26 protein-coding genes and 1 tRNA gene are annotated in these 26,055 nt (G+C 48.8%); 5 read left to right on the plus strand and 22 right to left on the minus strand.

The window, feature by feature from the left end:
• Positions 1-18: 18 nt before the first annotated feature.
• Genes PAEVO_RS12905 through PAEVO_RS12915 form a run of 3 tightly spaced genes read left to right on the plus strand, consistent with a single transcriptional unit; the run spans position 19 to position 3,177 of the window.
• Positions 19-732: a polyphosphate polymerase domain-containing protein gene (locus PAEVO_RS12905; RefSeq protein ID WP_100537912.1), complete on the plus strand. Its 714-nt coding sequence runs from the start codon at positions 19-21 to the stop codon at positions 730-732.
• 3 nt (positions 733-735) lie between these two features.
• Entirely contained in the window at positions 736-1,446 is a 711-nt protein-coding gene (locus tag PAEVO_RS12910; RefSeq protein ID WP_100537913.1) for a DUF4956 domain-containing protein, read from the plus strand.
• Between the two features lie 18 nt (positions 1,447-1,464).
• Positions 1,465-3,177 carry a CotH kinase family protein gene (locus PAEVO_RS12915; protein WP_100537914.1) on the plus strand — a complete coding sequence of 571 codons (1,713 nt, stop codon included), beginning with the start codon at positions 1,465-1,467 and terminating at the stop codon, positions 3,175-3,177.
• A 93-nt stretch (positions 3,178-3,270) separates the two neighbouring features.
• Here PAEVO_RS12915 and PAEVO_RS12920 read toward each other — a convergent pair whose 3' ends face one another.
• The 9 genes from PAEVO_RS12920 to PAEVO_RS12960 form a co-directional block, all read right to left on the minus strand.
• Complete coding sequence (locus PAEVO_RS12920) at positions 3,271-3,588, minus strand: hypothetical protein (protein WP_100537915.1); 318 nt, start codon at positions 3,586-3,588, stop codon at positions 3,271-3,273.
• Positions 3,589-3,774: 186 nt separating this feature from the next.
• Complete coding sequence (locus PAEVO_RS12925) at positions 3,775-4,392, minus strand: TVP38/TMEM64 family protein (RefSeq protein WP_164817407.1); 618 nt, start codon at positions 4,390-4,392, stop codon at positions 3,775-3,777.
• Between the two features lie 53 nt (positions 4,393-4,445).
• Complete coding sequence (locus PAEVO_RS12930) at positions 4,446-4,916, minus strand: DinB family protein (protein ID WP_100537917.1); 471 nt, start codon at positions 4,914-4,916, stop codon at positions 4,446-4,448.
• Positions 4,909-5,508 carry a DUF4269 domain-containing protein gene (locus PAEVO_RS12935; protein WP_100537918.1) on the minus strand — a complete coding sequence of 200 codons (600 nt, stop codon included), beginning with the start codon at positions 5,506-5,508 and terminating at the stop codon, positions 4,909-4,911. Before PAEVO_RS12935 ends, PAEVO_RS12930 begins: the two co-directional genes overlap by 8 nt.
• Before the next feature lie 38 nt (positions 5,509-5,546).
• Positions 5,547-6,353 carry a GNAT family N-acetyltransferase gene (locus tag PAEVO_RS12940; protein WP_100537919.1) on the minus strand — a complete coding sequence of 269 codons (807 nt, stop codon included), beginning with the start codon at positions 6,351-6,353 and terminating at the stop codon, positions 5,547-5,549.
• 100 nt (positions 6,354-6,453) lie between these two features.
• On the minus strand, positions 6,454-7,173 hold the full coding sequence (locus tag PAEVO_RS12945) for a DsbA family oxidoreductase (protein ID WP_100537920.1): 720 nt from the start codon (positions 7,171-7,173) through the stop codon (positions 6,454-6,456).
• A gap of 132 nt (positions 7,174-7,305) precedes the next feature.
• Positions 7,306-7,890 (minus strand): uridine kinase family protein, encoded by a 585-nt coding sequence (locus PAEVO_RS12950; RefSeq protein WP_100537921.1) that lies wholly within the window; start codon positions 7,888-7,890, stop codon positions 7,306-7,308.
• Positions 7,891-8,062: 172 nt separating this feature from the next.
• Positions 8,063-8,323: a YqkE family protein gene (locus PAEVO_RS12955; protein ID WP_100537922.1), complete on the minus strand. Its 261-nt coding sequence runs from the start codon at positions 8,321-8,323 to the stop codon at positions 8,063-8,065.
• A gap of 132 nt (positions 8,324-8,455) precedes the next feature.
• A tRNA-His gene (locus tag PAEVO_RS12960) sits at positions 8,456-8,528 on the minus strand.
• Between the two features lie 192 nt (positions 8,529-8,720).
• On the opposite strand from PAEVO_RS12960, the gene PAEVO_RS12965 reads away from it, so the two are divergent.
• Positions 8,721-9,569: an alpha/beta hydrolase family protein gene (locus PAEVO_RS12965; RefSeq protein WP_100537923.1), complete on the plus strand. Its 849-nt coding sequence runs from the start codon at positions 8,721-8,723 to the stop codon at positions 9,567-9,569.
• A 73-nt stretch (positions 9,570-9,642) separates the two neighbouring features.
• Here PAEVO_RS12965 and PAEVO_RS12970 read toward each other — a convergent pair whose 3' ends face one another.
• From PAEVO_RS12970 to PAEVO_RS13005, 8 genes are all read right to left on the minus strand, one after another.
• Positions 9,643-10,158, minus strand: a complete 516-nt coding sequence (locus PAEVO_RS12970; protein ID WP_100537924.1) for a GNAT family N-acetyltransferase — start codon at positions 10,156-10,158, stop codon at positions 9,643-9,645.
• Positions 10,159-10,160: 2 nt separating this feature from the next.
• The gene (locus tag PAEVO_RS12975; protein ID WP_100537925.1) at positions 10,161-10,616 is read right to left on the minus strand and encodes a RidA family protein; all 456 of its coding nucleotides are present in this window, start codon (positions 10,614-10,616) and stop codon (positions 10,161-10,163) included.
• A gap of 130 nt (positions 10,617-10,746) precedes the next feature.
• A complete protein-coding gene (locus PAEVO_RS12980; RefSeq protein ID WP_100537926.1) occupies positions 10,747-12,351 on the minus strand; it encodes an S-layer homology domain-containing protein in 1,605 nt (534 codons plus the stop codon).
• Between the two features lie 105 nt (positions 12,352-12,456).
• Entirely contained in the window at positions 12,457-14,409 is a 1,953-nt protein-coding gene (gene pulA, locus PAEVO_RS12985) for a type I pullulanase (protein WP_100537927.1), read from the minus strand.
• 12 nt (positions 14,410-14,421) lie between these two features.
• Positions 14,422-15,726 carry a DUF4129 domain-containing protein gene (locus tag PAEVO_RS12990; protein ID WP_100537928.1) on the minus strand — a complete coding sequence of 435 codons (1,305 nt, stop codon included), beginning with the start codon at positions 15,724-15,726 and terminating at the stop codon, positions 14,422-14,424.
• Positions 15,723-16,829: a DUF58 domain-containing protein gene (locus PAEVO_RS12995; protein ID WP_100537929.1), complete on the minus strand. Its 1,107-nt coding sequence runs from the start codon at positions 16,827-16,829 to the stop codon at positions 15,723-15,725. Before PAEVO_RS12995 ends, PAEVO_RS12990 begins: the two co-directional genes overlap by 4 nt.
• Before the next feature lie 12 nt (positions 16,830-16,841).
• A complete protein-coding gene (locus PAEVO_RS13000; RefSeq protein WP_100537930.1) occupies positions 16,842-17,822 on the minus strand; it encodes an AAA family ATPase in 981 nt (326 codons plus the stop codon).
• Positions 17,823-18,042: 220 nt separating this feature from the next.
• On the minus strand, positions 18,043-18,429 hold the full coding sequence (locus PAEVO_RS13005) for an antibiotic biosynthesis monooxygenase family protein (RefSeq protein ID WP_100537931.1): 387 nt from the start codon (positions 18,427-18,429) through the stop codon (positions 18,043-18,045).
• A 149-nt stretch (positions 18,430-18,578) separates the two neighbouring features.
• On the opposite strand from PAEVO_RS13005, the gene PAEVO_RS13010 reads away from it, so the two are divergent.
• Entirely contained in the window at positions 18,579-18,878 is a 300-nt protein-coding gene (locus PAEVO_RS13010) for a hypothetical protein (protein WP_100537932.1), read from the plus strand.
• A 148-nt stretch (positions 18,879-19,026) separates the two neighbouring features.
• Here PAEVO_RS13010 and PAEVO_RS13015 read toward each other — a convergent pair whose 3' ends face one another.
• The 5 genes from PAEVO_RS13015 to PAEVO_RS13035 form a co-directional block, all read right to left on the minus strand.
• Positions 19,027-19,959, minus strand: a complete 933-nt coding sequence (locus PAEVO_RS13015; RefSeq protein ID WP_100537933.1) for an NAD(P)/FAD-dependent oxidoreductase — start codon at positions 19,957-19,959, stop codon at positions 19,027-19,029.
• Positions 19,960-20,128: 169 nt separating this feature from the next.
• The gene (locus tag PAEVO_RS13020) at positions 20,129-21,358 is read right to left on the minus strand and encodes a chromate transporter (RefSeq protein ID WP_100537934.1); all 1,230 of its coding nucleotides are present in this window, start codon (positions 21,356-21,358) and stop codon (positions 20,129-20,131) included.
• 288 nt (positions 21,359-21,646) lie between these two features.
• Positions 21,647-22,876 carry a CynX/NimT family MFS transporter gene (locus PAEVO_RS13025; protein WP_100537935.1) on the minus strand — a complete coding sequence of 410 codons (1,230 nt, stop codon included), beginning with the start codon at positions 22,874-22,876 and terminating at the stop codon, positions 21,647-21,649.
• A 167-nt stretch (positions 22,877-23,043) separates the two neighbouring features.
• Positions 23,044-24,408, minus strand: a complete 1,365-nt coding sequence (locus tag PAEVO_RS13030) for a helix-turn-helix transcriptional regulator (RefSeq protein WP_100537936.1) — start codon at positions 24,406-24,408, stop codon at positions 23,044-23,046.
• A gap of 42 nt (positions 24,409-24,450) precedes the next feature.
• On the minus strand, positions 24,451-25,830 hold the full coding sequence (locus PAEVO_RS13035) for a helix-turn-helix domain-containing protein (protein WP_100537937.1): 1,380 nt from the start codon (positions 25,828-25,830) through the stop codon (positions 24,451-24,453).
• Between the last annotated feature and the right edge of the window lie 225 nt (positions 25,831-26,055).

Here is a 26,055-nt window from a genome sequence, read left to right on the forward strand (position 1 = left end):
GAGAAACGAGGTGGAATCATGACAACCCAATTAAAATACCGGAACGAGCTTAAATTTTTTGTGAATATTCACCAGTACCGAATCATCCGTCAACGATTAAGAAATCTGGTGACCTACGATCAGCATGCAGGGCCCGGCGGGGAATATCACATTCGAAGCTTGTACTTTGACGATATCAACAACAAAGCGTTATACGAGAAGCTGGCTGGGGTTCGGGACCGGGTGAAATACCGCATCCGTATCTACAACGTAACCGACAACACCATCCATTTTGAGAAAAAAATCAAATTCCGGGATTACATCGCCAAACTGAAGGAGCCGCTCACAAGGGAGATGGCCGATCAGATCATGGCCGGTCAATACGAATGCCTCTATCAGCCGGACAAGCCATTGATGATGGAGCTGTATCACGAAATGAAGCATAAGCTGCTGCGTCCCAAGGTCATTGTCGATTATGTCCGCGAGCCATATGTCTGCGCCAACGGAAATGTCCGAATTACGTTTGACAAGGAGCTTCGAACCGGCCTGCACTCCACGGATCTGTTTAATCGGAATCTGCTGCCCATCCGGGCGATCGATGAGAATCTGATTATACTCGAGGTCAAATATGACGAATACATCCCGGATTACATCAAAATCGCACTGCAGTTTGAAGGACTGGCCCGTCAATCGGCCTCCAAATACGTGATGTGCCGTAAATTTCTGAAATATAACACATGGGAGGATCAATAATTCATGAACACCACATCGACTTCAAGCAATACGAACACCACCAATTTTTCGGATATCGTCAAAAAATCCGTCATGGAAAACTTCGTATCCGATATCAGCATCTCCCAAATTCTACTTACGCTGGCCGTTGCCTTTGTTATCGGGTTATTCATTTACCTGCTCTATAAAAGAGTCTTCAGCGGCGTGCTGTATTCCAAAAGCTTTAACGTGTCTCTGATCGGGATGACCATGATCACGGCCGTTGTCATCATAGCCATTAACTCCAATCTCGTGCTCTCGCTCGGTATGGTCGGCGCACTCTCCATTGTCCGTTTCCGTACGCCCATCAAGGACCCAACCGATCTGATCTTCCTGTTCTGGGCCGCGGTTGCCGGGATCGTAACCGGAGCCGGGTTCTACACGCTGGCTGCCATCGGCTCCATCGTAGTCGGTCTGATCCTGTTCTTCTTCATTAAAAAAGCAACGGTGGATACCCCTTATCTGCTCGTGATTCATTGCGATAATGAACAGAGCGAACAAGCCGTAAAAGAACAAATGGGTCAAGCCGTGAAGCGTTATAATCTGAAGCAAAAAACCGTGACCCCAGGCAGCATTGAGCTGACACTGGAAGTAAGGCTGCGCGACGCCGAAGGCCAGTTCGTGAACAAGCTGTCCCAGCTCCCGGGCGTTCATAACGCGGTTCTGATCAGTTACAGTGGCGACTATGTATCCTAAGTCAGGCGGTGGTCAGAGATGATAAAGAAAAGAATGACGGTTCAACTGTCCCTTGTGATGACCATAGTCCTCCTAATTTCAGGCTGCCAATGGACATCCACGGCTGCCGGGACGGTAAGCAGCACGGAGAGCGATGCTCAGCAGGAGCAAATGGATTCGACGGTTTTTCCGAAGGATAAGGTCATTGATGTTAAAATCACGATTGACGAAGCCGATTTTCAGGATATGCTGGACAACGCCAGCGCTGAAGAATATAAAGAAGCATCCGTCAATTACAACGGCATGCAATTTGATCATGTCGGCATTCGCACCAAAGGCAATTTAAGCCTGCGCAGCGTAGTCAATTCGGACTCCGACCGTTACAGCTTCAAACTATCCTTTGACGAATACCTTAATCAAACCTTGAATGGAATCAGCAAAATCAATCTGAACAACAACTACAGCGACGCCTCGTATATGCGGGAATTCCTGACCTACGAGCTGGCGGATTCCGTCGGACTGCCGACACCCGGCTTCTCTTACGTCAATGTATACGTTAACGATGAATTATGGGGGTTCTACCTCGCGATTGAACAGATTGGCGACTCCTATCTGGAGCGTCATTTCAATAATTCCTACGGCGCGTTGTACAAGGCCGAAATGAACGGTGCCGGCAGCGATCTGACTTGGCTTGGCAATGACCCCGATTCCTATACCGGACTTGTCATGAAATCCAAATCATCCAATGACGATGTATTGATCGATATGCTGGACGAGCTCAATAACGGCAACGATTATGAGAAGGTCCTGGACGTGGATAATGTACTTAAGTACGTTGCCTTGAACGTCGTTGCTTCTAATATGGACAGCTACCTGGGGATGAATAAACAGAACTATTATCTGTATGAGAACAAAGGCGTCTTCTCTGTCCTGCCTTGGGATTACAATATGGCATTTGGGGGATTCGGCGGATCGGGCATCCTTATTGACGAACCTACTCAGGGAGCCTTGGCGGAACGGCCCCTGATTGCCAAGCTGCTCGAGGTTGACGAATATAAGGAGCGCTATCACGCCATCCTCTCGGAGATGCTGGAGGGCTACATGCAGCAGGAAACATTCAATGAACGGGTGGCGCAATTACAAGATTTAATTTCCGGGCACGTTAAGCAAGACCCGAGATCTTTCTACTCCTATGAGGAGTACGAGCGATCCATCCCGACATTAACCTCATTCGTGGAAGAGTCCATGGATAATATCCAGCAGCAGCTGGATGGAACGATTCCTTCCGCAGGCGATGGAACCGGCAGCGGCGGCGGCATGGGTCCGGGCGGTGGTGGCGGGATGGTACCTGGCGGGAACACGCCCACCAACAACGAAAGAACAACGGTTGATGCTGCTCCAGCCGTAAATACGGAACCATCACAAAATGCAGAAGTGCTTCCTAAAGATCAAACCCAATCTTCGGATCAGCCCCCTTCTGATGGAAATCAACCGGTCATGCCTCAAGACCCTGTTCAGAATGGTCAAGGCCAAGTGCCGGATTTCCCTCAGGGGCAGATGGGCAACGGATTCGGCGGCGAGTTTGGCGGTCAAGTGCAGGGAGGCCCAGGAATGGGCCGGCCGGGCGATCGGTCAAACGGGGCTGCCGAGGAACAAGGCAGTCCCAAGGAAGCCTTATACGCCGGAGTATCCATCGCCCTGCTGCTTCTCTCTTGTCTCTTTGTAACACTGTATAAACGTAAAAGACTGTAATCATCTAACAAGGGGCAGTTCCCAAGGTCGATACCTTGGGAACTGCCCCTTTATCTACGATCGTTTGAGCCTATGACCGATGGTTTACACCTATTATACAATGAACCACGTGATCATGATGGGCGCTCCGATCAGGATCATGCCCAGCGCCATGACGATCCTCGTCGTATTTCTCGACAGCTTGTGCTGGGTCGCGGTTGAGCGATACCAACCGCTGAATTGCAGGCGATTGCGATAAAGGACCAGAAACCACAGTACATTCCCCACGAACAGGAACAGGAAGTATAGTCCTTCCCAAGGTACCCAGTTCTTCAGTATTTGATGTTCTATGTTGCCCAGAACGGTTACAAAGATCATCATAATGATCATCATACGAATCATTTCGAGAATGGATGAGGCCAATTTGGTCATAACACTTACTCCTTTATAATCATGCTGGTACTGGTTATTTTTCCATTATACAGCAAAAATAAGCTCATGATAAGCAAAAAGGGCGATATGGCCATGATGCATCCATACCGCCCGCTTTAATCTTGAGGTAAATCGATAACCTGTACTGGTAATTCAACCGTTCCTAAATAACCATCACGGAGCCGGCTATTTCATGGGGCCTAACTCTGCTTGTTGATCCTGAACCGATTGTTTTCTTATAAAATATGAATCCAGCTTCCGACTGACCCACAAGGACAGCACGATAAAGGCAAGGACACCAAACAATTTAAAAGGTTCAGCAATAAAATCGGACAGGTTGGCACCGATGTAAGAGACACAGAACACCATAATGCCCTTGCCCAAGGTTACAGCCATCAGATAGGACATCAGGTTCATTCGGGCCAGCCCGGCGGCCACATTGACAGCGACAAACGGCCCTACGGGAAGTATGCCAAGCAGGAAAACGTAACTGAATCCGTTGCGCTGAATCCAGCGCATACCACGCTGAACTTTAGGTTTATTCGCCCAGCGTTCGATCAGGGCCGTACCGGATATTTTGCGCACGATGAGAAAGGTCGTTAAGCATCCTGCCACCATACCGATCCAGGAGTAAAGAAACCCTGCCCAAAGCCCATACACCGCCGCATTAACACCTACGATCACGATTGTAGGCATCGGTGGAATGAAAGACTTCAGGAAAGTCAGAAGGATGCCCGGCAGAGGGCCTAAAGCTCTAAATTGTTCTAACCACCATTCCAGATTGCTCTCTGTAAAGTAAGACATGATGTCCAAGTAGCCATTCAATGACTTCACCCATTTCTGCTAAGTATTGCCGACTAGCCGACCTGAAGCACCTGATTCAGCTGAGCCAGATGGTGGTTGTCGTGCCAGATGAAATCCCGCATAAATTGCGCCACCTCAAAGGGATGCCCGTCCCCGTCCGTGTACCGCAACTCATATGACGTCTCAGGCATGGCTTCAATCGCCCGAATCAGCTTCTCCCTTGCGGTTATCGTCTGATCCACCAGCGCTTCTGTTGATAATGTCTTGGCATATTGCCTCGACTCTTCATTGAACGTGTCATAATCCACATGCCGGACGGTCAATGCATCCCCTGTGGAGATTTTGGCAATGGCTTCAGTGTAAAAATACTCATCCCAGCGCATGATATGGCATACCACATCACGTACGGTCCATTTCCCCACTGCAATCGGGGTGCTCCAATACCCCTCTTCCTGTTCCGCGAACTCTCTCACTTTGCCGATCCACGCGGAATACTCATTCAGCAGCTGCTGTTTGTCACTCATATCCATTCTCCTTGTCCATATAAGATTTCATATAGGCGTCAAGTCGATACTCCGGCCAGTGATACATCTTCAATAGCTCTTCATAAGGATCGCCCGAGATATGTAACAGCTTCGCAAAGGCAGGCTCCGTCTTGTAACCCAACCTCTTCAGCTCGATGATCTTTTGTCTTGCAGCTTCACCGAGTTGCTTCAGAAGCTTGTATTCCACGATCATATGACGGTAACCATTCTGCTTCGTAGAAGGTAATGACTGCGCAAAAATCTCGAATTCCCATCCTTTATACCGAAAACGCGCTACCGTTCGATCCATGTTGTTGACCGTACGGGATGAGCATGTGAAATTCAAAACAAGTTCGCTATAACGCGTCTTGAGCTCTCGCTCAAAACGGGCAAAATCCGTCACATGGCAGATGATATCAAGATCGCTTGAAGCGATGTCAATCCCGATAGGGATCGTGCCCACCAATATCGGGTTGCAGGGTTTCAAATGATCCCATAGTCGAAGCTCGTCTATAACCATCGCTGCTTGCTTTTGTCTATCAGAGCCTAGTCGTAAGTATTCCAAGTTAAGAAAATCCATAGGTTCTTGCATGGCTGCCTCCACCTGCCTTACTCCGCTCAACTTTCAGGTTAGCGCTCGGTCCACGTCGTCCGAACATAGCCCAGCTTCATGCCGACCGATTCCATGTTACGATGGCTCTGCGATAAGAAAGCGCACTGCGAGGCAACAAGGTCGCACCCTGCAAGCTTCGCCTCCTGTATTCTCCTGCGAAGCAGCTCCCGCTGCAAGCCCTGTCTACGATGCTCCGGGAGTGTTGCGGCAAATGTTAGTGACGCTGTCGATTGATTTACGTACATGACGCCAGCTGCGGCCGGCTCATCTTCGACATAAGCCATATAAAAGCTCCATCCCGGTCGTGAATACAATACACGATTATTCGAGGCTACAGATGGAATTCCTTGATCAGGCAATCCTGTTCCACGGCAATGAACTTTAGCATAATCCTCAAATTCATCTTTGTCTATTGTTCTGATCACAGTTCCATTACCTTGCACCCCCTCCAGCTCCTGCGGGTTCATATACATGGCATTATGAAAAGCAGATTGATAGAATCCGCGATCGGCAAGCGCAGCCAGAACTTCCTGATTCACCAGGCCGGGAACAATCTCGAACTGGAACTTGCGATCCCTCGATTGATAAAAGTCGATGATATCATCCAGGTTATATAGATCCTCTGAACGCAGTCCTTTCACCGTGTTAAAAGAAAGCCAAGGCATCGTCTTGCTGTATAAGCATAGCGCATGGCCGAAGCGCTTCATTTCGACCCCTTCGGGATTTCCGGTCCGACCTTCGATTGCTTTCATTCGATCAAACATATAATCCGTTTCCGAATCCTGAATTCGATGGATAAGTTCCTCACATGGAAGATGCAGCATATTGCCTCCTATGTATTAATGATTAGTTCTCCTTAACGTGTGATAAAAAGAGCCCGAAGATCGTTACGGATGCTTCGGGCTCTTACTTGCTGTGTATGTTTTATTTCGCGCTGCCCGGCAGATCGCATGATCCGTCGGCGCACATGCCGTCGCTGCTGTCCGTATCATTCATCATCACTAGCGGATTCGCTTCACGATAAGCTTTATCTAGAGCGTCCGTGAACACTTCCAGCGGCTGCGCGCCGGATACGGCGTATTTGCCTCCCAGCACAAAAAACGGCACTCCCCGAATTCCCAAATTGGTTGCTGCTGCTTCGTCTGCCCTTACTTCGGATTGGAAGTCGTCACTCTCGAGCGCCGCCACAGCCTGATTCCGCTCCAGGCCGACTTCAGCTGCCAGATCAGCAAGCCGATTCTTATCACCAAGATTCTCGCCGTCTGTAAAGTATGCACGGAACAACCGCTCCGTCATTTCTTTCATTTTACCATGCCTGGATGCAAAATGAACCAGGCGGTGAGCATCAAATGAGTTGGCCGGGATGACGCGATCCATGTGATAAGTAAGCCCGACGCTTGCCGCTTGCTGGGTCACGTTGTCGTTCGCAGCCTTGGCCTGCTCGATACTCATGCCGTATTTGGATGCCAAGATCTCGTCCATGGTAACCCCGGCCTTATACGATGCATTGGGATCAAGCTCAAAGCTGCGATATACCACTTCAACCTGATCTTTATGAGGAAATTGCTCCAGTGCCGATTCGAAACGGCGTTTGCCAATATAACAGAACGGACACATAAAATCCGACCATATTTCAACTTTCATTCTTTTCGCCTCCTAGCGAGCATGAATACTAACTTACTTATTGTAACCCGCTTTCAGCATGACATCAACACCTCGCATAAATATGGAAAGGTCTTAGAAGGATGTTTACGATACCGAGTACAGGCGCGCCAGTTATCCAAGCAGTTTTCTGTTCTCCCGTAATCTGGTAAAAATCCAATCCGTCACAACCTCGACGCCTTGATTTCCCGCCAAGGAACTATTCATCACCAGATCCGCATGCCAGCGGGTAGGCTCAACATATTCATCGTGCCTGTATCTTACAAGCTGCAAATATTCCTGAAGCACACTTTCCTCGCTGTGTCCCTTATCTATAAACCACCGGTTCCTGCGAAGCATTCTTTCATCCGCGGGGCAGTCTACGAACAGCTTCAAATCAAGCGAGTTCCGAAGGTATTCGAATTGATACAGGAGAAATCCTTCAACAACGATTACATCGTATTCGCCACTATCGACGGCGTGCTCATAGTCCTCGGTCAGACGCTCGATATCGACGGCATCCGGATGGTTAAAATCCTCAAATATTTGATTGGTGAAGGGCGCCTTGGCCAAGGGCCTAACGGACTTATAGTATTTATCCATATGGAAGATGGCCACCCGGTACTCGCTTAATCTCTCCTTGAGCTTAAGACTTAGCGTTGTCTTGCCGCTGCCCGAACCCCCGCCAATCCCGATCCTTAAAGTCTGCCTACGCTCCATATCCTTTCATCTTCCTCCGTATGTATGTCCAGTGTATAGGTTCCATTATTATACAACCGATCCCAGGAAGTTGAAAGTTCCTGCGTTACAAGAAAAACCTCTCCCGCCCCCGGCGTAAGATCACAGAAGACAGACCACGATAATAAAAAAACAGACAGCATACCGCCGCCTGTCACTTATATTTTTTCCAATCCATCTCGCTGTGTTCCAGTAAATATTCAAAATCATTGTCGCGCCGCTTCTGTTCTGCCTTGCGCACAGCTTCCCATTCCTGCCTTTCCTTCTCAAGCCGCTCGACTTCATTGGCTTTCAAGGATTCGGTCGTTGCCTTCAACTTCGCCAGAACTTGAGGGTCCAGCATATCCTTTAACGTTGCGGGTTTATCGGCAGCTTCGGTTCGCGGCAAGGGGGACTTCTGTTTCTTTTTTGCCATGTTCATTCACCTCGATTTCCACATTATTATATCATTTTATGAAGGACCTGGCATCTATATCTGCTTGGTTATAACCACGAAAAAAGAGAGCCTCTCGGCTCTCCTTCTCATTATGTATACTTTACTTTTGAGGGCGATCGATGGGACTTGAACCCACGAATGCCGGAGCCACAATCCGGTGCGTTAACCCCTTCGCCACGACCGCCATGACAATGAGCAATTGATATGCCCGAAATCATAATTTATCAGATATTTAGCTATTTGGCAAATTGTAATTTCTTACATCCCATTCTTGATTTCAACCGAAAGAACATACTATACTTACTTGATTCCAACTAGATAATAGCGCCCTTATTCGATACAACATGATGATATAAGCACGGGAGGAAGCACATCGATGATCTATCATATTGACTATGTCTCAGAGGGATTGCATGTTAAGGGGTATCTGGGTCTGCCGCCGCAACTGCCCCGTTCGAGCGCCCATGAGATGTCCGAAGCGTTCAACGCAATTCACGGCGTTACAATAACCGGCACGCTGGCATGCTCCTTAAATAAGGACACTATCCGGGAAGGATTCTCAGGATCGACTGCCCCTAAGCTGCCGCTGGTCCTGTATTGCCGCGGCGGCATAGGCCGGATCGGCGCGGTAAGGTTAAAGTGGGTCGAAGAATTCGCGGCGCAAGGATATGCCGTGTTTGCTCCGGCCTATCGCGGAAACGAAGGCGGCGAGGGCAGGGATGAATTCGGCGGTGCCGATACGATGGATGTGATCACTGCAATCGAATGGCTATCACGCATTTCATGGATAGATAACAGCCGTATTCATCTGTTGGGCTTTTCCCGCGGTGCGATCAATGCTGCCGTGGCAGCTGCTCTGTCACCACATGTATCCAAAATGATTCTCTGGAGCGGTGTCTCCGACCTGGCGCAAACCTATGAGGAACGGATCGATCTGCGCAGGATGATGAAACGCGTCATTGGCGGTACGCCAACCAAGTTTCCGGAACGATACCTTCTTCGGTCCCCAATCCATTATGCGGATCGAATTCGATGTCCCGTTCTGATTGTCCATGGGACGCGGGACGAGCAGGTCCTGGTGGAACATAGTTACCGGATGATGAACAAGCTTCAAGAGCTGGGACGCCAGCCCGAAGCCCACCTGTACGAAGGGCTTGGGCATCATTTCCCGCCACCGCAGCATGCAGCGGCGATCCACCGAATGTTCGACTGGTTAAAGAAATAAGTAGAAGTTGAGGAGCGCGCCTCTCCTTCTACTGATCTCTCTCCAAGCAAATGTTGATTGGCAATGCTTCCAACTAGTTGTGCAAGGCAGCCGTCTCAATCCAGTATTTACACGTCCCGTTTGTAATGGAACTTAACTCACCGTGATTCGTTTCAATGATGCGACGAGAAGCCAGGTTGAATTCATCGCAGGTCAGAAGGACACGGCTTATGTTCTTCTCATTGGCTTTCTTGACCAGCTCCGCCAGCAGCCGCTTGCCATATCCTTTCCCACGCTCCGACGGCCTGATGACATACCCGATATGTCCTCCTAGCTCTAGCAGATTGTCATTCAAGCGGTGTCTCAGCTTACCATATCCTACAGGCTTGTCGTTATCGTACAGCCAATATATCGTCTGGGGAACATACTGATCCGGCAGATCGATGCCTCTGGCCATTTCGTAATTGCGCTGTACCTTGGAAGCGAACTCTTCCATGCTTCCGCTATTTAGTCCATTAACGAAGCCGTTCCCGCCCTGGCCGATTTCCTGGACCATGAGCAGCAGACTTTCATCCTCCTTCACCTGCAGTTCCCTTAATGTTAATGCCATGACTATTCCTCCACTTGAAAGATCGAATCTACAATGACGGGCAGCTGATCCCGTAAGGATACGGCTCCGAATACGGATCTGGCGTGAATCCCTTGGTCCCCGAACACCTCTAGCATCAAGTCCGAGAATCCATTCAGCACCTTATGATGCTCCTCATAGTCGGTTGTTGCGTTAACGAAGCCTTGAACCTTGACCACGCGCTTCACTTTATCAAGTGACCCCAGCCCTTCTCTTAATACGGCCAGAACTTCAATCCCGGTCAGACGCGCATATTCATACCCCTGCTCTGTTGTATAATGCTCCCCGAGCTTCCCTCTTGGCTGTCCTGGGGGACCCTTACCAGAAACATACATCAACCCGTTAACGACAACATAGTTGGCATACTTGGCTGCTGGCGTGCTGGCTTTAGGCAGGCTAATGCCCAGCTGCTTCAGACGTTCCTCAGCATGAACGGTCATACGATCACTCCTACAGGAAAAATATTCTATATAAATTTTAACTATTGTATCACGGAAAAACCTTTTTACAAGTAAAAAAAAGACCAACCTTACTCCTCGAGGCTAGTCTTAAATTCAACATATCGGATGTTTAGATCCGGAACGAATAATAAGCATAACGCTCCGCATTATGAATGGCCTGCCATACGTCCGCCGTCTCGGCGCCCGGATACCAGTAGGCATAACCGGCAATCTGATATTTGGCGGCCATCAGATGCTTCATGGATAAAGAGCGGGACTCCTCGGTCCATATGCGATGCGGAATGCCGCCGCTGCTATAAGCTGCTTCATACTGCGCCACGCTCTCATTCCATGTGAATGAAGCCTTATTCAGGCGAATGCGATGTCCTTGCTCAACCAAACTGATGTCCTGCGAGGATACCGACGAAGCAATCTGCCAATCTCTCGTGTACAGCGGATACGCGATGATGCTCTTCTTAGCCGGCACTTGGGTCCGCAGCTTGCTCAGCGCGGATTCACTCCATGGCAGCGAGGATACGGAGCCCGCTTTGGGCGAACCACCCCAGTGCTGGTCATAACTCATGAGCACCATATAGTCCACCTGAGTGCCAAGGGTTGCGTAATCGAATGCAGCCGTCCAATCCGTATTCAGATCAGGTGAAACATCGATGGATAACTTGGCTCCAAGCCGTCTCATCTCTATGGATAATTGCGTGATAAAGGCCGTCAGATTCTGCCGGTCCTGAGGCATGACGTTCTCAAAATCAATATTGATCCCATCCAATCGATACCGGGATACATTCGCTGCAATACGGTCAACGACAGACTTCCGGGTTTGTGCGCTGCTTAAAACTTGGTGAGTTCCTTCCGCATTCCCACGGTTTCCCACCATGGCCCACACCTGCCGACTGTTGTTATGAGCCCAATTCAACAGCTCCTTGTCGGTATGGTCCGTCACCTTGCCGTCAGCCTCCATGTAGTACCAGCGCGGTACCAGAACATTCAAGCCAGCCCGTTTGGCATAGGAAATGTATTGCTTCGTTGTACCATTATATAACCAGCCCATATGAATATTGGCAGGCGTCTGGCTATCGATCATGGACTTCACATTTCCCGATTGGAGGACCCGATCCAGCAGCATCGCCGTCTCTTCCCGGGTGATCGGATCCTGCGGTCTGAATTGCCCTTTGCTTCCTTGCAGCCAGCCTGTATTCGTCGCTTTGCCAACCGCATTCCAAGCCCATTCCGCGATCGAACCCGAATCCGTATATAGGCCGGCTGTATTTCCGTTATCATATCCACTTTCTTTCATGGCACGAATAACCATGACCGCGGCCTCTTGTCTTGTTATCGAAGCATTCGGAAAGAACTTGGAGCCGTTCCCCTCCACGATGGATAGATTAAGTCCTGCATGAATCCAGCCGTAGTACCAAGCTGATTTGGATACGTCCTGAAAGGCGGACAAATCATTCTGAACGGGCTCCATCTTGAGCATTCTGGCAACCATGGTCATGAATTCGGCCCGCGTAACCGGATTTCGCGGCAAAAAAGCTCCTGTGCCATCCCCGCTTACGATACCTCTATTGGCTAGACGATGGATCGCGTCTTTTGCAAAGCTTGCCGAGATATCGTGAAAATCGGTTGGACTAGGAGCTTGAGCCGCTGTTGCCTGAAGAGGGCCAAAAAGCGGTGTAAATGACAACAGCAAACAAAGTGACAGGAAATATTTCTTCAAAGGGACGCCTCGATTCTATTCTATCATCTGATACCTTCAGCATATCAGATGATCATAGAATCAGGCATTATTCATTTCTTGGTAATAACCGCTGCCGGTATCGATTTAACAGGATAAAATGACAGCACCGATCCCTTTTACAACAAGAGAATTCCGGGTTAAACGCGTAACATGCTCTTCGCCAAGCAGAATCTTCCATTCGCCCAGCTCAGGTAAAGCCAGGGAGGACTCTTTCCGTGCGGCATAATAGAGTACATAGATATGTTTCTGTGGATCGCCGCCCGCATGATCTCGAAGCGTGTAAGCGACAGTATGCTCAGGACATCGTTCAAAGTGAAGATGCTTACGAATCGACGCAGCATCCCTTAATCTGAATGCCGGATGCTGCTTGCGGAGCTGAACGAGCCGTTGAATGTATTTCACGCCATCCTGGTGCTTCGATGCCATACCCCAGTCCAGCCGATTCACTTCATCACTAGAATTGTAGCTGTTCTCCACTCCGTTCTTGGAACGGTAATACTCTTGGCCCGCATGCAGGAAAGGGATTCCCTGACTGGTCAGAATCATGGCCGATGACAGCCGGTGCATATCGCGACGTATGGCATCAGTCTCCCCTTTTGTTGACAGCATAATTTTGTCCCATAGCGTATGGTTATCATGACACTCCACATAGTTTACGCACTGATCCGGCTCAGAAGCAAACGCCTTGATATCTTCGGAATACGGGATGCCGCCTACGATGCCCTGCTTCACCTTGTCTTCATATCCATCTCCGCCGCTCACAAAGCCTCTATAATCAAACTGGAAGATGTCTCCTTTGACCGCATCGCGGAAACCGTCGTTAAAATGAGCGATTCGCGGCATTACCGGTGCCTGCTGTTGATTCGCGCGTTTCTTCTCGTCCAGCTCGGTATTCATGACCCAACCTTCGCCGATCGTGATGATAGCCGGATCGATCTCGTCCAGGCGCGCCCGGATTTCATTCATCGTCTCCACATCCAGCAATCCCATCAGGTCAAATCGGAAACCGTCAATTCGGTACTCCTTCACCCAGTGCAGGACGGATTCCACAATGAATTTCCGCATCATCGGACGTTCAGATGCCGTGTCATTACCACACCCGGATCCGTTGGAGAATTTGCCGTCCTTCGTATAGCGCAGGTAATATCCGGGAACCAGCTTCGTGAAATTGATCAGATACCCGTCATATACATGGTTATACACTACATCCATGATGACTCGAAGGCCTTGATCGTGGAATGTCTGAATCAGCTGCTTCAGTTCACGAATCCGAACCTCAGGCACATACGGATCCGTAGCATACGAGCCTTCGGGAGCATTGTAGTTCTTCGGGTCGTATCCCCAATTGTACTGCGGCTCATCAAGCCTGGTTTCGTCCACGCTTTCCGTTGCAAAATCGTAGATCGGGAGCAGCTCCACATGGGTGGCCCCAAGCTCGACAATATGATCAAGCCCTGTACGAATCCCTCCGGGACCTCGGGTACCTGTCTCCGCCAGACCTATAAACTTGCCTTTATGCTTCACTCCGCTGTCTTGATGAATGGTGTAATCACGAACATGCAGTTCATAGATCACGGCATCTAGAGGACTATGGAGTGGCGGTTTGTCCTCTGTCCAGTGTTCTGGATCGGTCGAGGCCATATCCAAGATGTAAGCACGATCCCCATTGACGCCTACAGCGGCGGCATAGGGATCGACAGCTTCGTTCCATTGATCCCCGATAAGGACCTGATAGGTGTAGAACATGCCTTGAAGGTTTTCTCCTACTTTCAGCAGCCAAGTTCCTTTCACATCACGAGTCATCGCGAACCGCCGGGCTTCTGCTGCCTGCCAATCCAGATACAGGAGAACGTATGCCTCGCTAGCCGTCGGTGCCCACAGTCGAAACGTGGACTCTTGCGGTTGATAAGTTAAACCCAGATCCGTTCCATCGTAATAAAATAGCTTGTCAAATTCCTTATCAAAGACGGAGACTCCCCCGGTGACCGCGGGATCTCCGTAGTGAATAACAGCATTGCTTTCTTTTTGTACCGACAAGATGTTCACTCCTCATGTATGCTTCCTATCCAATCGTACCTGTTTAACTTCTTCTTCCGTGATGGTACGGGTACCATAGCGGGCTTCCTCGTAAAGCTGAATCAAGGATTGTGGAATACGTTCCTTCCGCCCGTCCCATTCCTTAAGATCGCTTTCGGTTTCCCGCGGTGTTAGCGACGCTTTCCAATTATAGCCTTCCCTGATACTTCGGGAAAGTATCATGCGATACATTTGGCGAATTTTCTCATTCAAATGCTCCGATCCTTCTCCTGCCCGAAACTTACCGCCGATACGCATGCCGGACAACAGCCGTTTGAGCCGCTTGGATGCCGGGTCATGTTCAATATTCTCTACTTCATCCTCATAACCTAGCGAGGGCTGAAGGTTCTGTCTGTTCATCATCCTGTTCATCCATGCAGAGAATCTTCTATACAGCTTAGGCAGTATTTTGCCAAACCTGAATAGAACATACAGTATCCCGATCCCGATAACGGTGAACACGCCATAGATCAGCACTTGCTCCAGTACTTTCATCCATGGACTCGGCGGCTTGGTTTCTTCATCGAGAAATGACATTTCGGGCGGAGGCTCCGACATCGAAGGCGGCTCCGGGGCCTGCTCCGCTCCGGAGCCGAACCATCCGGAGATCCATGCAGCGATCCCCCGCGCCATATCAGAGACCCATTGCTGCAGCTGCGGTAGAAAAGCGACGACCGCAACAAGAAGCAGCAATACGATGATAAACCAGCGATTGTAGCGCAGCACGCGCCGTTCCAATACGGGCTGATCATTGCCTGGCAGGGTCTCATCCAACACCAACTGCCGATTGACAATCAACAGTGTCAATCCTAACGCGGCTGCCCCCATCCAGGTCAGAGACGATATTCCACCACGGAACGAATCCATGAAACTTAATATGAAACTGCTGACCCCGTACACAATCAAACCGATTAAGAAATACGTCCCCGGAAACATCAGATTCCAGCTTACCTGCTCCATTCGGCTTCCGCGATAACTGGCAATAAAGATCAAGGGGATAAAATAAGCTAGGGTAATATCGACGCCTATAAATGCGATGGATACCGCAATGGAAACCAGGCAAGCCCATAAGGTTGCCTTAAACTGACGATCCAGCTTGAACCATTGCGCACCTGTATAGCCAAGTAAGTACCCGCCTAATACTAGGGCAGGCCATACCCAGCGGTACGATTCAGGCAGCAGGTAGAAAGCCGGAATAAAGAGTACCGGAAAATAGAGTACGCATTCCACGAATCCCTGCAAAGAAGCCTTTATAAATCCAGTACCTCGAGAGGTCATGCCGACACCTCCTTCGCAGGAGTCGGCACATCACCGAGGGGAAATACCTGAATCGTGTGCCCATTGTCCCGAAATCGCTGAAACATCTCTTCCAGCCTGGGGCTGACGTAAGTGCTTAAAATCAGGATATCCCTTGCCTCTTCATGTCGGGATAGCTCATGGGCCAGATAATCATGGAAAGAAGCCTTTCGGATCAGCTCCAGTCTCGCCAGCATTTCAAATATCAGATGCTGCTGGGTCATGCCGCCTGCAACCGGGACAAATGCCTCATCGGTGGAATCCTCGCCAAGCGTTCCATTCGTCCCCATTCCGATCTCCATGCCCTGCGACAATAAGTGAGCTGTAATGCCGGCCGCCAGGCGGATGCCATACTCGATCGGCTCAGGCCGCGTCGCTTTGCTCCACATCTGCTCATGATCCTCTATATTCAGATAGATTAAGAGCCGGCTGTCCGCTGTGGTATCCCGCCTGTGGACCTGCAGCGTGCCCGTCCGTGCGGTCGCTTTCCATTGAATATCCTTCAGCGGATCGCCGTCGCGATATTCGCGTATGCCCGATATCAGGAAAGGATCCTCCAAGATCCATCTTCGGACCAGCATTTCGCCCATCCAAGTCTGGACCGGGAGGGCCATGTCCGACACATCCATCGGCATCGGGTACACGATAATTCCACCGGACAACGTCTTGCTCTGGACAATCGACTCCATTCCGACCAAATCACCCGTCGTCATGGATACCGTTCCCAGCTTGTACAGACCTCTGCGCTTAGCGATAATCCGATGTCGGCGAAGGATTTTGGTCCAAGGCAGAAGACTGAAGAAGCTCTTGTGGTTCTGATTGAATTGCCCCTCACTGATATCCAGGTTCAATTGGTTATCAAATGCCAGGCCCGAACGAAATTGGGATTCTACCCTTAACCAGGGTACAGGCAATGCTTTGCGGTTCTCAATGATTTCGATCAATTCCACGGAATCTCCCTCATAACAGGTCGACACCTTGAAGGAACGGCTGTAGTTCAGCCTTTTCAATGCCGTCCGTTTGAAAAGCTTGCCCTGAACAACGATGACCACTGCGGCGATTAACAATATCCAATAGGCTCCCATCGCCATCCGCCCCTACGACGAAATGCCTTCTTCTGTCGGTACGGGAACCTGCTGCAGCAGCCGTTCGATCACTTCTTCCGCCGCGGCAGCGCCGCCGCGGCTGTGGAGCGTCCCTCGAAGCTTCAACCGGTGCGCCCATGTCGGCACAGCCAAATCTTTTACATCATCAGGGGTAACAAACTCCCTGCCCTTCAGGACGGCTTGTACCTGCACAGCCTTCAATAATGCTTGGCAGCCCCTTGGGCTTACGCCGGAGGCAACCGCTTCATCTCTTCTTGAATGCTCGGAAAGCGCAACGATATAGGATAACATCTCATCACTGACATGTACTTTGCTGACGATATGTCTGGCTTGTACGATCCGCTCAGACGTTGCAATTGCCATTAGAGACTCCAAGGGCTGATCCTCTTTAAATCGCTTCAGAATATTCACGCTTTCCTCTGAGGTAGGGTATCCCATATTCAGTTTGAACAGAAAGCGGTCCAGCTGTGCCTCCGGCAGCGGAAACGTTCCTTGCTGTTCCAGCGGATTCTGCGTCGCGATGACCAGAAACGGTTCTTTCAGCTGATGGGTTACCCCGTCAATGCTGATCTGGCGTTCCTCCATGCACTCCAATAGACTGGACTGCGTACGAGGTGTCGCCCGGTTGATTTCATCGGCTAGAAGGATATTCGTGAACAGAGGCCCCGGTCGGAATTCAAACGTCGCGGATTGTTGATTATAGAAATAAATGCCGCTCAGATCCGACGGCAGCAAATCCGGCGTAAACTGTACTCTCTTAAACGTGCAATCAATCGACTTCGAGATGGATTTGGCCAGCAATGTCTTACCTGTACCCGGCACATCTTCCAACAGAACATGACCTGAAGTGACCATGGCAATAAACAGTCTGTCAATCAGCTGCTCTTTACCTACCATAACTTTGGAAACGTTTGCTCGAATGTCGTCGGCAAGACGGCGAACGCCATGATAATCTATAGTGATTGTAACCACCCCTTATGTAGTTTAACTTAACAACAAAGTTCGTCATGACATCCCATAATTCCTGTTATTCGGGACAAAATAAGACCGATTGCCTCATATATGGCTTCTCTTTCCGTTACCATGAGGATATTTACGGATCTCCCGCACTCCGATACGCCAAGAAGCCGTCCAAGGACAGCTTCCGAGAATGCACCCTATTGACGTACGACCTGATATTACTAAGCTCTGATTATTCTGCCGTCCTCTCTTCATGGGAAGCTGAATCCGTCCCGCTTTCCGGGATCAATAGTTTCGTCAGCTCCGCCTCAGCCTGCTCGCGGCTATCGATCCGGATATCGATATAATGCCTAACCTCAGGCGGCCGGGCATAAAACGGCTCCAGTGACGCAGTCCATAGCTTATAATCCGGATGTCCGCGGAAGCCGATCAGGCGATCCTTAATACCGCTCCAACGGACGAGGAATATATATTCATCCCGGTTCTCCACGCACTTGTGAAGCTCATGGCTTACATATCCCTTTTTCGTTAACAGAACGCCGGAAACTTCCCGAAAGACACTTTCAAACTCGCTTGCCAGCCCCGGTTTGATATAAAGTATCGCTGATTCCAGTATCATATCGTATCCCCCTCTTCGATATCCATCCGATCAACGGTAAAAAATAACGCTTGTATTTAGCAGCGCCATGCTAGGAAAACAAGTAGGTGCAGTCAAGTATATGCTGATATAATGAGAAGCATGAATACACTTATAAGGATGAGACAAACATGGCATTCGGCATCTCGAGACAGGAATTGCAGCAATGGAAGCAGAAGGTCGCACAAGGCGACATCGCTTTTTTGACCCATTATTGGTACGACAAGCGGTTTCCGGAGTTCCATACCGTAACCAAAGTAGGCTGCTCGAACATCCAGCGCCTTGAGGACTGGTGTGTATCCAACGGGCTTAATCCGAAATATATCCATTACCGCCAACCTTACCCGCACTTTGATCTGATCGGTCCCAAGCAAACCGAATTACTGCAAAAGTATAGACTCGATGAGCATATCACCCGATTCGGTCTGTAAATGCCGATCGGCGTACATTTAACAAAACCCGCCTTGATCCGCCGGCCATTCTCGCTCATGCCGTGCCTGATCAGGCGGGTTTTTTAGAATACTTTATCAACCGGATCGTTCCGAGGTTTTCTAATGGTTCTGTTCTATTTCTATACCCTCATGTAACGGCTTCGCTAGTCATCTTCTTTAATGTCTTGTTGATCCAGATCGCAGCCGTCGCGCCTTCCCCCATCGCCACGGTAGTTAATTCGGAATGGACGCCCAGGTCACCGGCCGCCCAGAGTAATTCGACACTCGTCATTTTGGACCTTGGATCGGTCTTGACATGACGGTTGTGCTCCAGCTCTGCCCCCAGCTGCTCGGCCAATTCGGAATAGATCCTATTCCCGCCAAAAGATATGAACCCCCGCTCTGCGGGCACGATGCTCCCATCCTCCAGCACAACGGCCGATAGGATGCCGTCCTCCTCCCGAATTTCAGACACCTTTTTCTCTATATACGGAATCCCTAAATCCGCCAATTGGGACATATGCTCGGAAGAAGCCGGCTCCCGCTCATGATTGATGTAGATGATATCCTTGGTCCGCTCCGATAGCAGCACGGCCATACTGGCACCGGGATCGCCCGATCCCATCACGACGGTCTTACGATCTTGAATTTCATAACCATCGCAATCGGGGCATACAAAGACGGATGTGCCCAGCGTGGACATCAGGCCTGGCAGTTTGGGAAAACGGTCCATCACGCCTGTTGCGAGCAGCAAGGTTTTGGTCCTGTATTGAACGCCGTCTTTACCGGTTAACACAAAATATTCCGCTTCATCCCGTTCCGCTTTCCGGATATCATCGGCTGCAAACGTAACGCCGACAGACTCCGCCTGCTGACGTCCCCGCCCCCTGAGCTCTTCACCAGATACCCCATCCGGCCATCCGAGGATGTTGCGGTAGCTCTTGCATATGGTGGAACGCCCCGTTCCCCGGTCGATCACTAGGATATCGTAGGCAGAATACCGCCCCAGCTGTATAGCAGCCTGCAGACCTGCAATTCCGCCGCCTATGATAATGCAATCTTTCACTTCGGTATCCAACATGTAGGTTTATCCACTCATTTCTATATCGAATTAAGGCTGGAACTCTTGGCATCAAGATTTACTTCAAGAAGAGAGGTACACCCTAAATATTTAACCAATCGGCCGTGATTTACTCCTGAAAAATCAAATAGACCCCGGCACAAAGCGCCGAGGTCTAAAAATCAATGAATCACAGGAGTAGCTGTCCGGCTAATGCACCGGTAATCACAACAAGCCACGGAGGGCTCTTCCAGAACATCAGCATCCCGAACAGACCCGCGCCAATCACAAATTCAAGCGGACTATGGATGGAGGATGTCCATATGGGATGGTACAAAGCGGCCAACAGAATTCCGACCACTGCGGCATTCATGCCTGTCAGCACGCCTTGCAGTTTAGGGTTTCTGCGGATGCTGTTCCAGAACGGCATTGCCCCTACGATGAGCAGAAATCCAGGCAAAAAGATCGCAAGTATAGCAACGACACCTCCGGGTATCCCCTGAATCAAGACCCCAAGGTAAGCGGCAAAAGTAAATAACGGACCGGGTACAGCTTGTGTTGCCCCGTAACCGGTTAGGAAATCCTCTTTGGACATCCAGCCGTTCAATACCGTCTCACTCTCCAGCAGCGGGAGAACAACGTGCCCTCCGCCGAATACAAGCGATCCGGCTCGGTAGAAGCTGTCCACAATGGCTACCCAACCATTATCGGTCAGCCCTTTAAGGAGCGGCAGACCCACTAATAACACGACAAACATGCCCAAGCAAAAGAGTCCGGCTCTCCGTCCGATCGGCATCTTGATCTCGGGTGCTGCCTCTTCATTCGCTTGACGCTTGAACAACCACAGTCCCGATATGCCGGCCAGCGCGATGACCGTCACTTGAGAAACGGGACTCTGCCACAGCAGAACGACTGCCATGGCTATTAACGCTATGGCCGCCCGCACGGGACCTGAGGCCAGCTTTCCTGCCATCCCAAGTACCGCTTGAGCTACGATGGCCACTGCGACAATTTTCAGCCCTTGAATCCAGCCTGCCGAGCCGGGATCGAAGGTTTGCATCAGATAGGCGAAAATCATGAGCATAAGCACGGATGGTAACGTAAAGCCGAGCCAGGCGACGATACCGCCCCATAGTCCCGCTCGTATCATCCCAACACCAATGCCCACTTGGCTGCTGGCCGGTCCGGGAAGAAATTGGGCCAGGGCCACCAGATCCGCATAACTTTTTTCGTCCAGCCATTGTTTGCGCCGCACATAAGTCTGGTGGAAGTATCCAAGATGTGCGATCGGTCCGCCAAACGATGTGAGTCCCAACTGCAGAGCGGTCCACCAGGTTTCGCTGAGGGCACGCCACCTGCCAGAGGGCTGCCTATTGCCGACTTGAGCTTGTACTTGTTCTTTCTCTGTCTCCGGATTCAATATCCATCGCTCCCCATATGCTTGGTGTAATGTAATAGAACCTCGTAACCCGTTTAACCCTTAGGTATACAGATCATCTTTTATCAAATTTCAGAGTATACCAAGTCCTCATTGTCAATCTACCCATTTATGTAAACGCTATGTAAAATCTATAGATTTTTTTGAATGCTATCAAGTGAAAACCGGACATGCTCTAAAAAAAGAGCGACCCAACAGAACTTTTGTTCCATGGATCGCTCTTAGTATCATACTTACTGTATGCGTCAATACAATGTGACTTCTATACCTTTAAGCCTCCGGCTTCGTTTCGTTTGGCACGGAGAGATAACCCGGCTTCGCTGCCCCGAAACCGAAGATGAACAACACCACAACAACGGCGGACAGCACCGCCAGCGGCACCTTCCATCCTCCTGTCGCATCATGCAGGAACCCGATCAGCATCGGACCGACGGCGGCCAATAAATAACCCAGTGACTGCGCCATTCCGGATAACGCGGCAGCTTCTTGAGCCGTTTTGGTACGAAGGGTGAAGAACATCAGGGATAAACTGAAATTGGCCCCGCCTGAAATACCTACCAGCATCACCCACAGCAAATTCAACGAAGTCATGCCGGAAAATAAGCCTGCATATCCGGTCAGCATGCACAATGCAGAGATCGTTACCAGCATACGCTGATTGGGATTCCGGCCAGCCAGAACAGGAATAATGAAGGAAAATGGCAGGCTGACAAATTGGAGAATCGAGAGCATCCATCCCGCAGCACTATAATCCATGCCTTGGCTTCTCAGAATCTCGGGCAGCCATGAGACGTTCACGTAGAACGTAAACGATTGAAGTCCCATAAATAAAGTAATGTACCAAGCAAGCGGTGACCTCAGCACACTCTGTTGTTTGGTTGAAGTCGAACGGACCTCAGCTGTTTTTCCGGAACTGCGGCGCTGGATGATCCACACAATCAGAGCCAAGACGGACAATGAACCCCAAATGAGCAGGGACCCTTGCCAACCAAGCCCTGCTTGGGTAGCCAGCGGAATGCTAATCCCGGATGCGATGGCGGCGAGCAGGTTCATCGAGGCAGAGTATGTGCCCGTCATCAATCCGATATGCCGCGGGAAATCCCGCTTGACCAGACTTGGAAGCAGCACGTTCCCTACAGCTATGGCCATTCCAAGAAATGCGGTTCCGATTAACAGCGTATATGGGGATGATACCGAGCGTATGCCGATTCCGAATGTCAGCACCACCATACTCAGCAAAAGGGTATTCTCCAGTCCCCATTTTTTGGCCATGGCCGGTGCCATCGGCGACAGCAGGGCAAAGGCTAATAGCGGCAGCGTGGTGAGCATACCCGCCAAGGTGTTCGAGATTCCCGTATCGTCGCGAATGATCCCGATCAGCGGGCCGACCGATGTAATCGCCGCTCTCAAGTTAATAGCAATAAGGATGATTCCTGCAAACATCATCCATGTGCGCCCTCCAGAATTTGTGTTTTGATCTATTGATGTTCTTGATGTCATGACATGGACTCCTTACTTTCAAGCGATATGTAAAAATAAACTTATCCGAGTTTATCACAAACCCGGGCATTAGGCCATAGCCTCGGGATGCTATCATGGCAGCTTTTAGGGCCAGTCCGCCGCCGATTCAACGTTGTGCATTAGCCTGTAGACGCACAGATAGAGCCCTACACAAGCGGGCTCCAAGCATACACGGATAATTTTTGGACATTGCGAATGAATTCATTATACCGTTTCTGTATTTCCTCGGATGCGTACTGACGGAACTGCTCGAAGATTCCCATGCACCGCAGCATCCCGTTGTCACTTTTGATTCTGATCGAATACTCGAGACTATCCAGGATATAGGATAACCCGCGATCATACTGTTTAGCATTCAAATAGTATATCCCTAACTCAGCGAGGAGGCGGGTGTATTGGTTTATTGTAATTTGCTCACTAACCTTTCCAAATTTGTTTCTTTGTAATTTAAGTACCAAGTAATCACGAAACTGTTCCAGTATATGATCTATGTTGAAGTGATGTCGATTAGCAGCTATTACAATATTGCATAAGGCTGCAAAAATCTCATCTCTTCTTGTGATAACATAATTTACATATTCAGGTAGGATGCTAGAATGACCAGCCATCAGTTTATAATAGTAACGATTCGCTTTTGCCCAATCTTTAAACTGATTAATAGTTAAAGTTTCTTCATCTGTGGGTGCTGTTATCCAATTAGTGTATTCATACATGGAGAGATAACCTAATGCCTCATCAAAGTTTCCTGCTTCACGACAGACATTGGCTCGAATTAGATACGAATATAATATGTAAAATATAACTGGCTTCTCTTGTTCATATTTGTAATTGTTTTCATATTTTATTTTTGCCTTAAGACCCATTTTTTCGGCAAGAACTTCCACCGTATCCCACCGAAGCAGTGAAATATTAACGTTAATAAGCTTCCTATAAGCTTCTAACTGGTAAACTTCATCCAACCGATCAATATAATGCTCAAAAGTTACGGCCAATTGTAAATTAGCTTCCATGTTATCACTTAGCCCCAACCCAAACAGCCGATAATGACATAATGCAAGCCTTTCAGAGTGTTGGAACTTTTCACTTTCAGCAACGCATTCATATAGTATAGCTGCCGCCTTATACTTTTCCTCATTGAAAAACTCTTCCGCCGTTTCGAAAAGCATCGGTACGTAAATCATGTTTTCCATCGTCATACGGGCTGCTAGTTGCAGACAATCCAGTTTATCTAACTCTGCACAACGTTGAAGAAAAGCTCCTAGCCGCCTCCAGTCAGGGGTTGTATGAAATATACATTCAAAAATGTAACGGTCGTAAAAATACCCTTCAGAATGTCCTATACTTGTAGTGATACGATCTAATTGATTTACCGACATTGGGCGATTTCCGTTAAGTATACTACTCAAAGATCCACTGTTTATATTTGATATTTTCGAAAACTGATTAATAGTCAAACCATGTTCATGCAAATATCTAGCTATTTCACCGCGAATTGTGGCTGTCGTTTCCAAGTAACAACACCCCCAGAAAAATCTATATTTAGCATTTCCCCCCTACACAAGCGGGCTCCAAGCATACACGGATAATTTTTGGACATCACGAATGAATTCATTATACCGTTTCTGTATTTCCTCGGATGCGTACTGACGGAACTGCTCGAAGATTCCCATGCACCGCAGCATCCCGTTATCACTTTTGATTCTTATCGAGTACGCGAGGCTGTCCAGGATGTAGGATAACCCCCGATCATACTGTTTAGCATTTAAATAGTATATCCCTAACTCGGCGAGGAGGCGGGTGTATCGGTTTATTGTGACCTGATCGTTAACCTTTCCGAGCTGATTTTGCCTCTCTTTGAAAACCAAATGCTCCTTATACCGATCCAATATATGATCGATATGTAGTTGATAGCGATTGGCTGCGATCATAATATTACATAGCGCCAAAAAAATCTCGTCTTCCCTTGAGTCCACATAATCTACGTACCGGTTTAAAGCATCTGGTTGTCCGCTCATTAAACCATACATATACCGATTAGCCTCAGCCCATTCCTTGAACTGCTCCATAATCAGTGATGCTTCCTCACTAGGTTTGTTTATCCAATCAGGATTTTCATATAATGATACATAATAAAATGCATTATCGTAATCTCCACGTTCTTGATGCGAAGAGGCCTGAATTAAATACGAATATAATATGTAAAATATAAAGGGTTTCTTTGGATATTCGTAAGCACCAAAAATATTTCTATTTTGTTGATAATGAATTTTAGCTTTATGTCCCATCCTTTTGCCAAGAGCTTCAATTTTATCCCACCGCTGTAAGGATATATTCACATTAATCAGCTTAACATACGCATCCAATTGATACATATCATCCAATCTATCGATATAGGGTTCAAAGTATACTGCTTTTTGTAAATTCTCTTCCTGATTCTCACCTAATCCGATTACGAATAATCGATACTGACAAAGAGCTAACCGTTCGGAATACTGAAACTTTTCACACTCAGCCACACATTCATATAACAAAGCTGCCGCTTCACGCTTCTCCTCGTTGAATAAGGTCTCCGCCATATCAAAAAGCATCGGTGCGTAGTTAATATTTTCCATCGTCATTCGTGCAGCTTTATGCAAACAGTCCAATTTATCCAATTCCGCACATCGTTCAAGAAAAGGTCCAAGCCTCCGCCAATCTGGAGTGGTATGAAAAATACTTTCCGTTATGTAAAGTTCGTAAAAGTGCCCCTCTTCCAGACCCATCCCTTCGGTAATCCGGTCTAACTGGTGCATGGACATGGGACGATTTCCATTCAGGATATTACTGAGTGTCCCGCTGTTGATACCCGATATCCTGGCAAATTGGTTGATTGTCATACGATGATTCTGCAAATATCTAACTATTTCTCCGCGAATCGTGGCTGTCGTCTCCAAGTAACAACACCCCCAGATGGAAAACCAAATATTAGTATAGTAAATAATTAATTACATGCTATTATTTTACAATCGTTAGGTCAATAGTAGATGAACTGAACATGCCTTTAATATTTCTATAAGATATAATAAAAGACGCCTCCGATGACTCGGAAGCATCTTACTATGACCCACCTGTTCGAGTTTAAAGACAATTATGTACCGCCAGATCCAAATCCATGAGTT

Source organism: Paenibacillus sp. GM2FR (genome assembly GCF_002803325.1).
GTDB classification, from domain to species: domain Bacteria; phylum Bacillota; class Bacilli; order Paenibacillales; family Paenibacillaceae; genus Paenibacillus_AQ; species Paenibacillus_AQ lautus.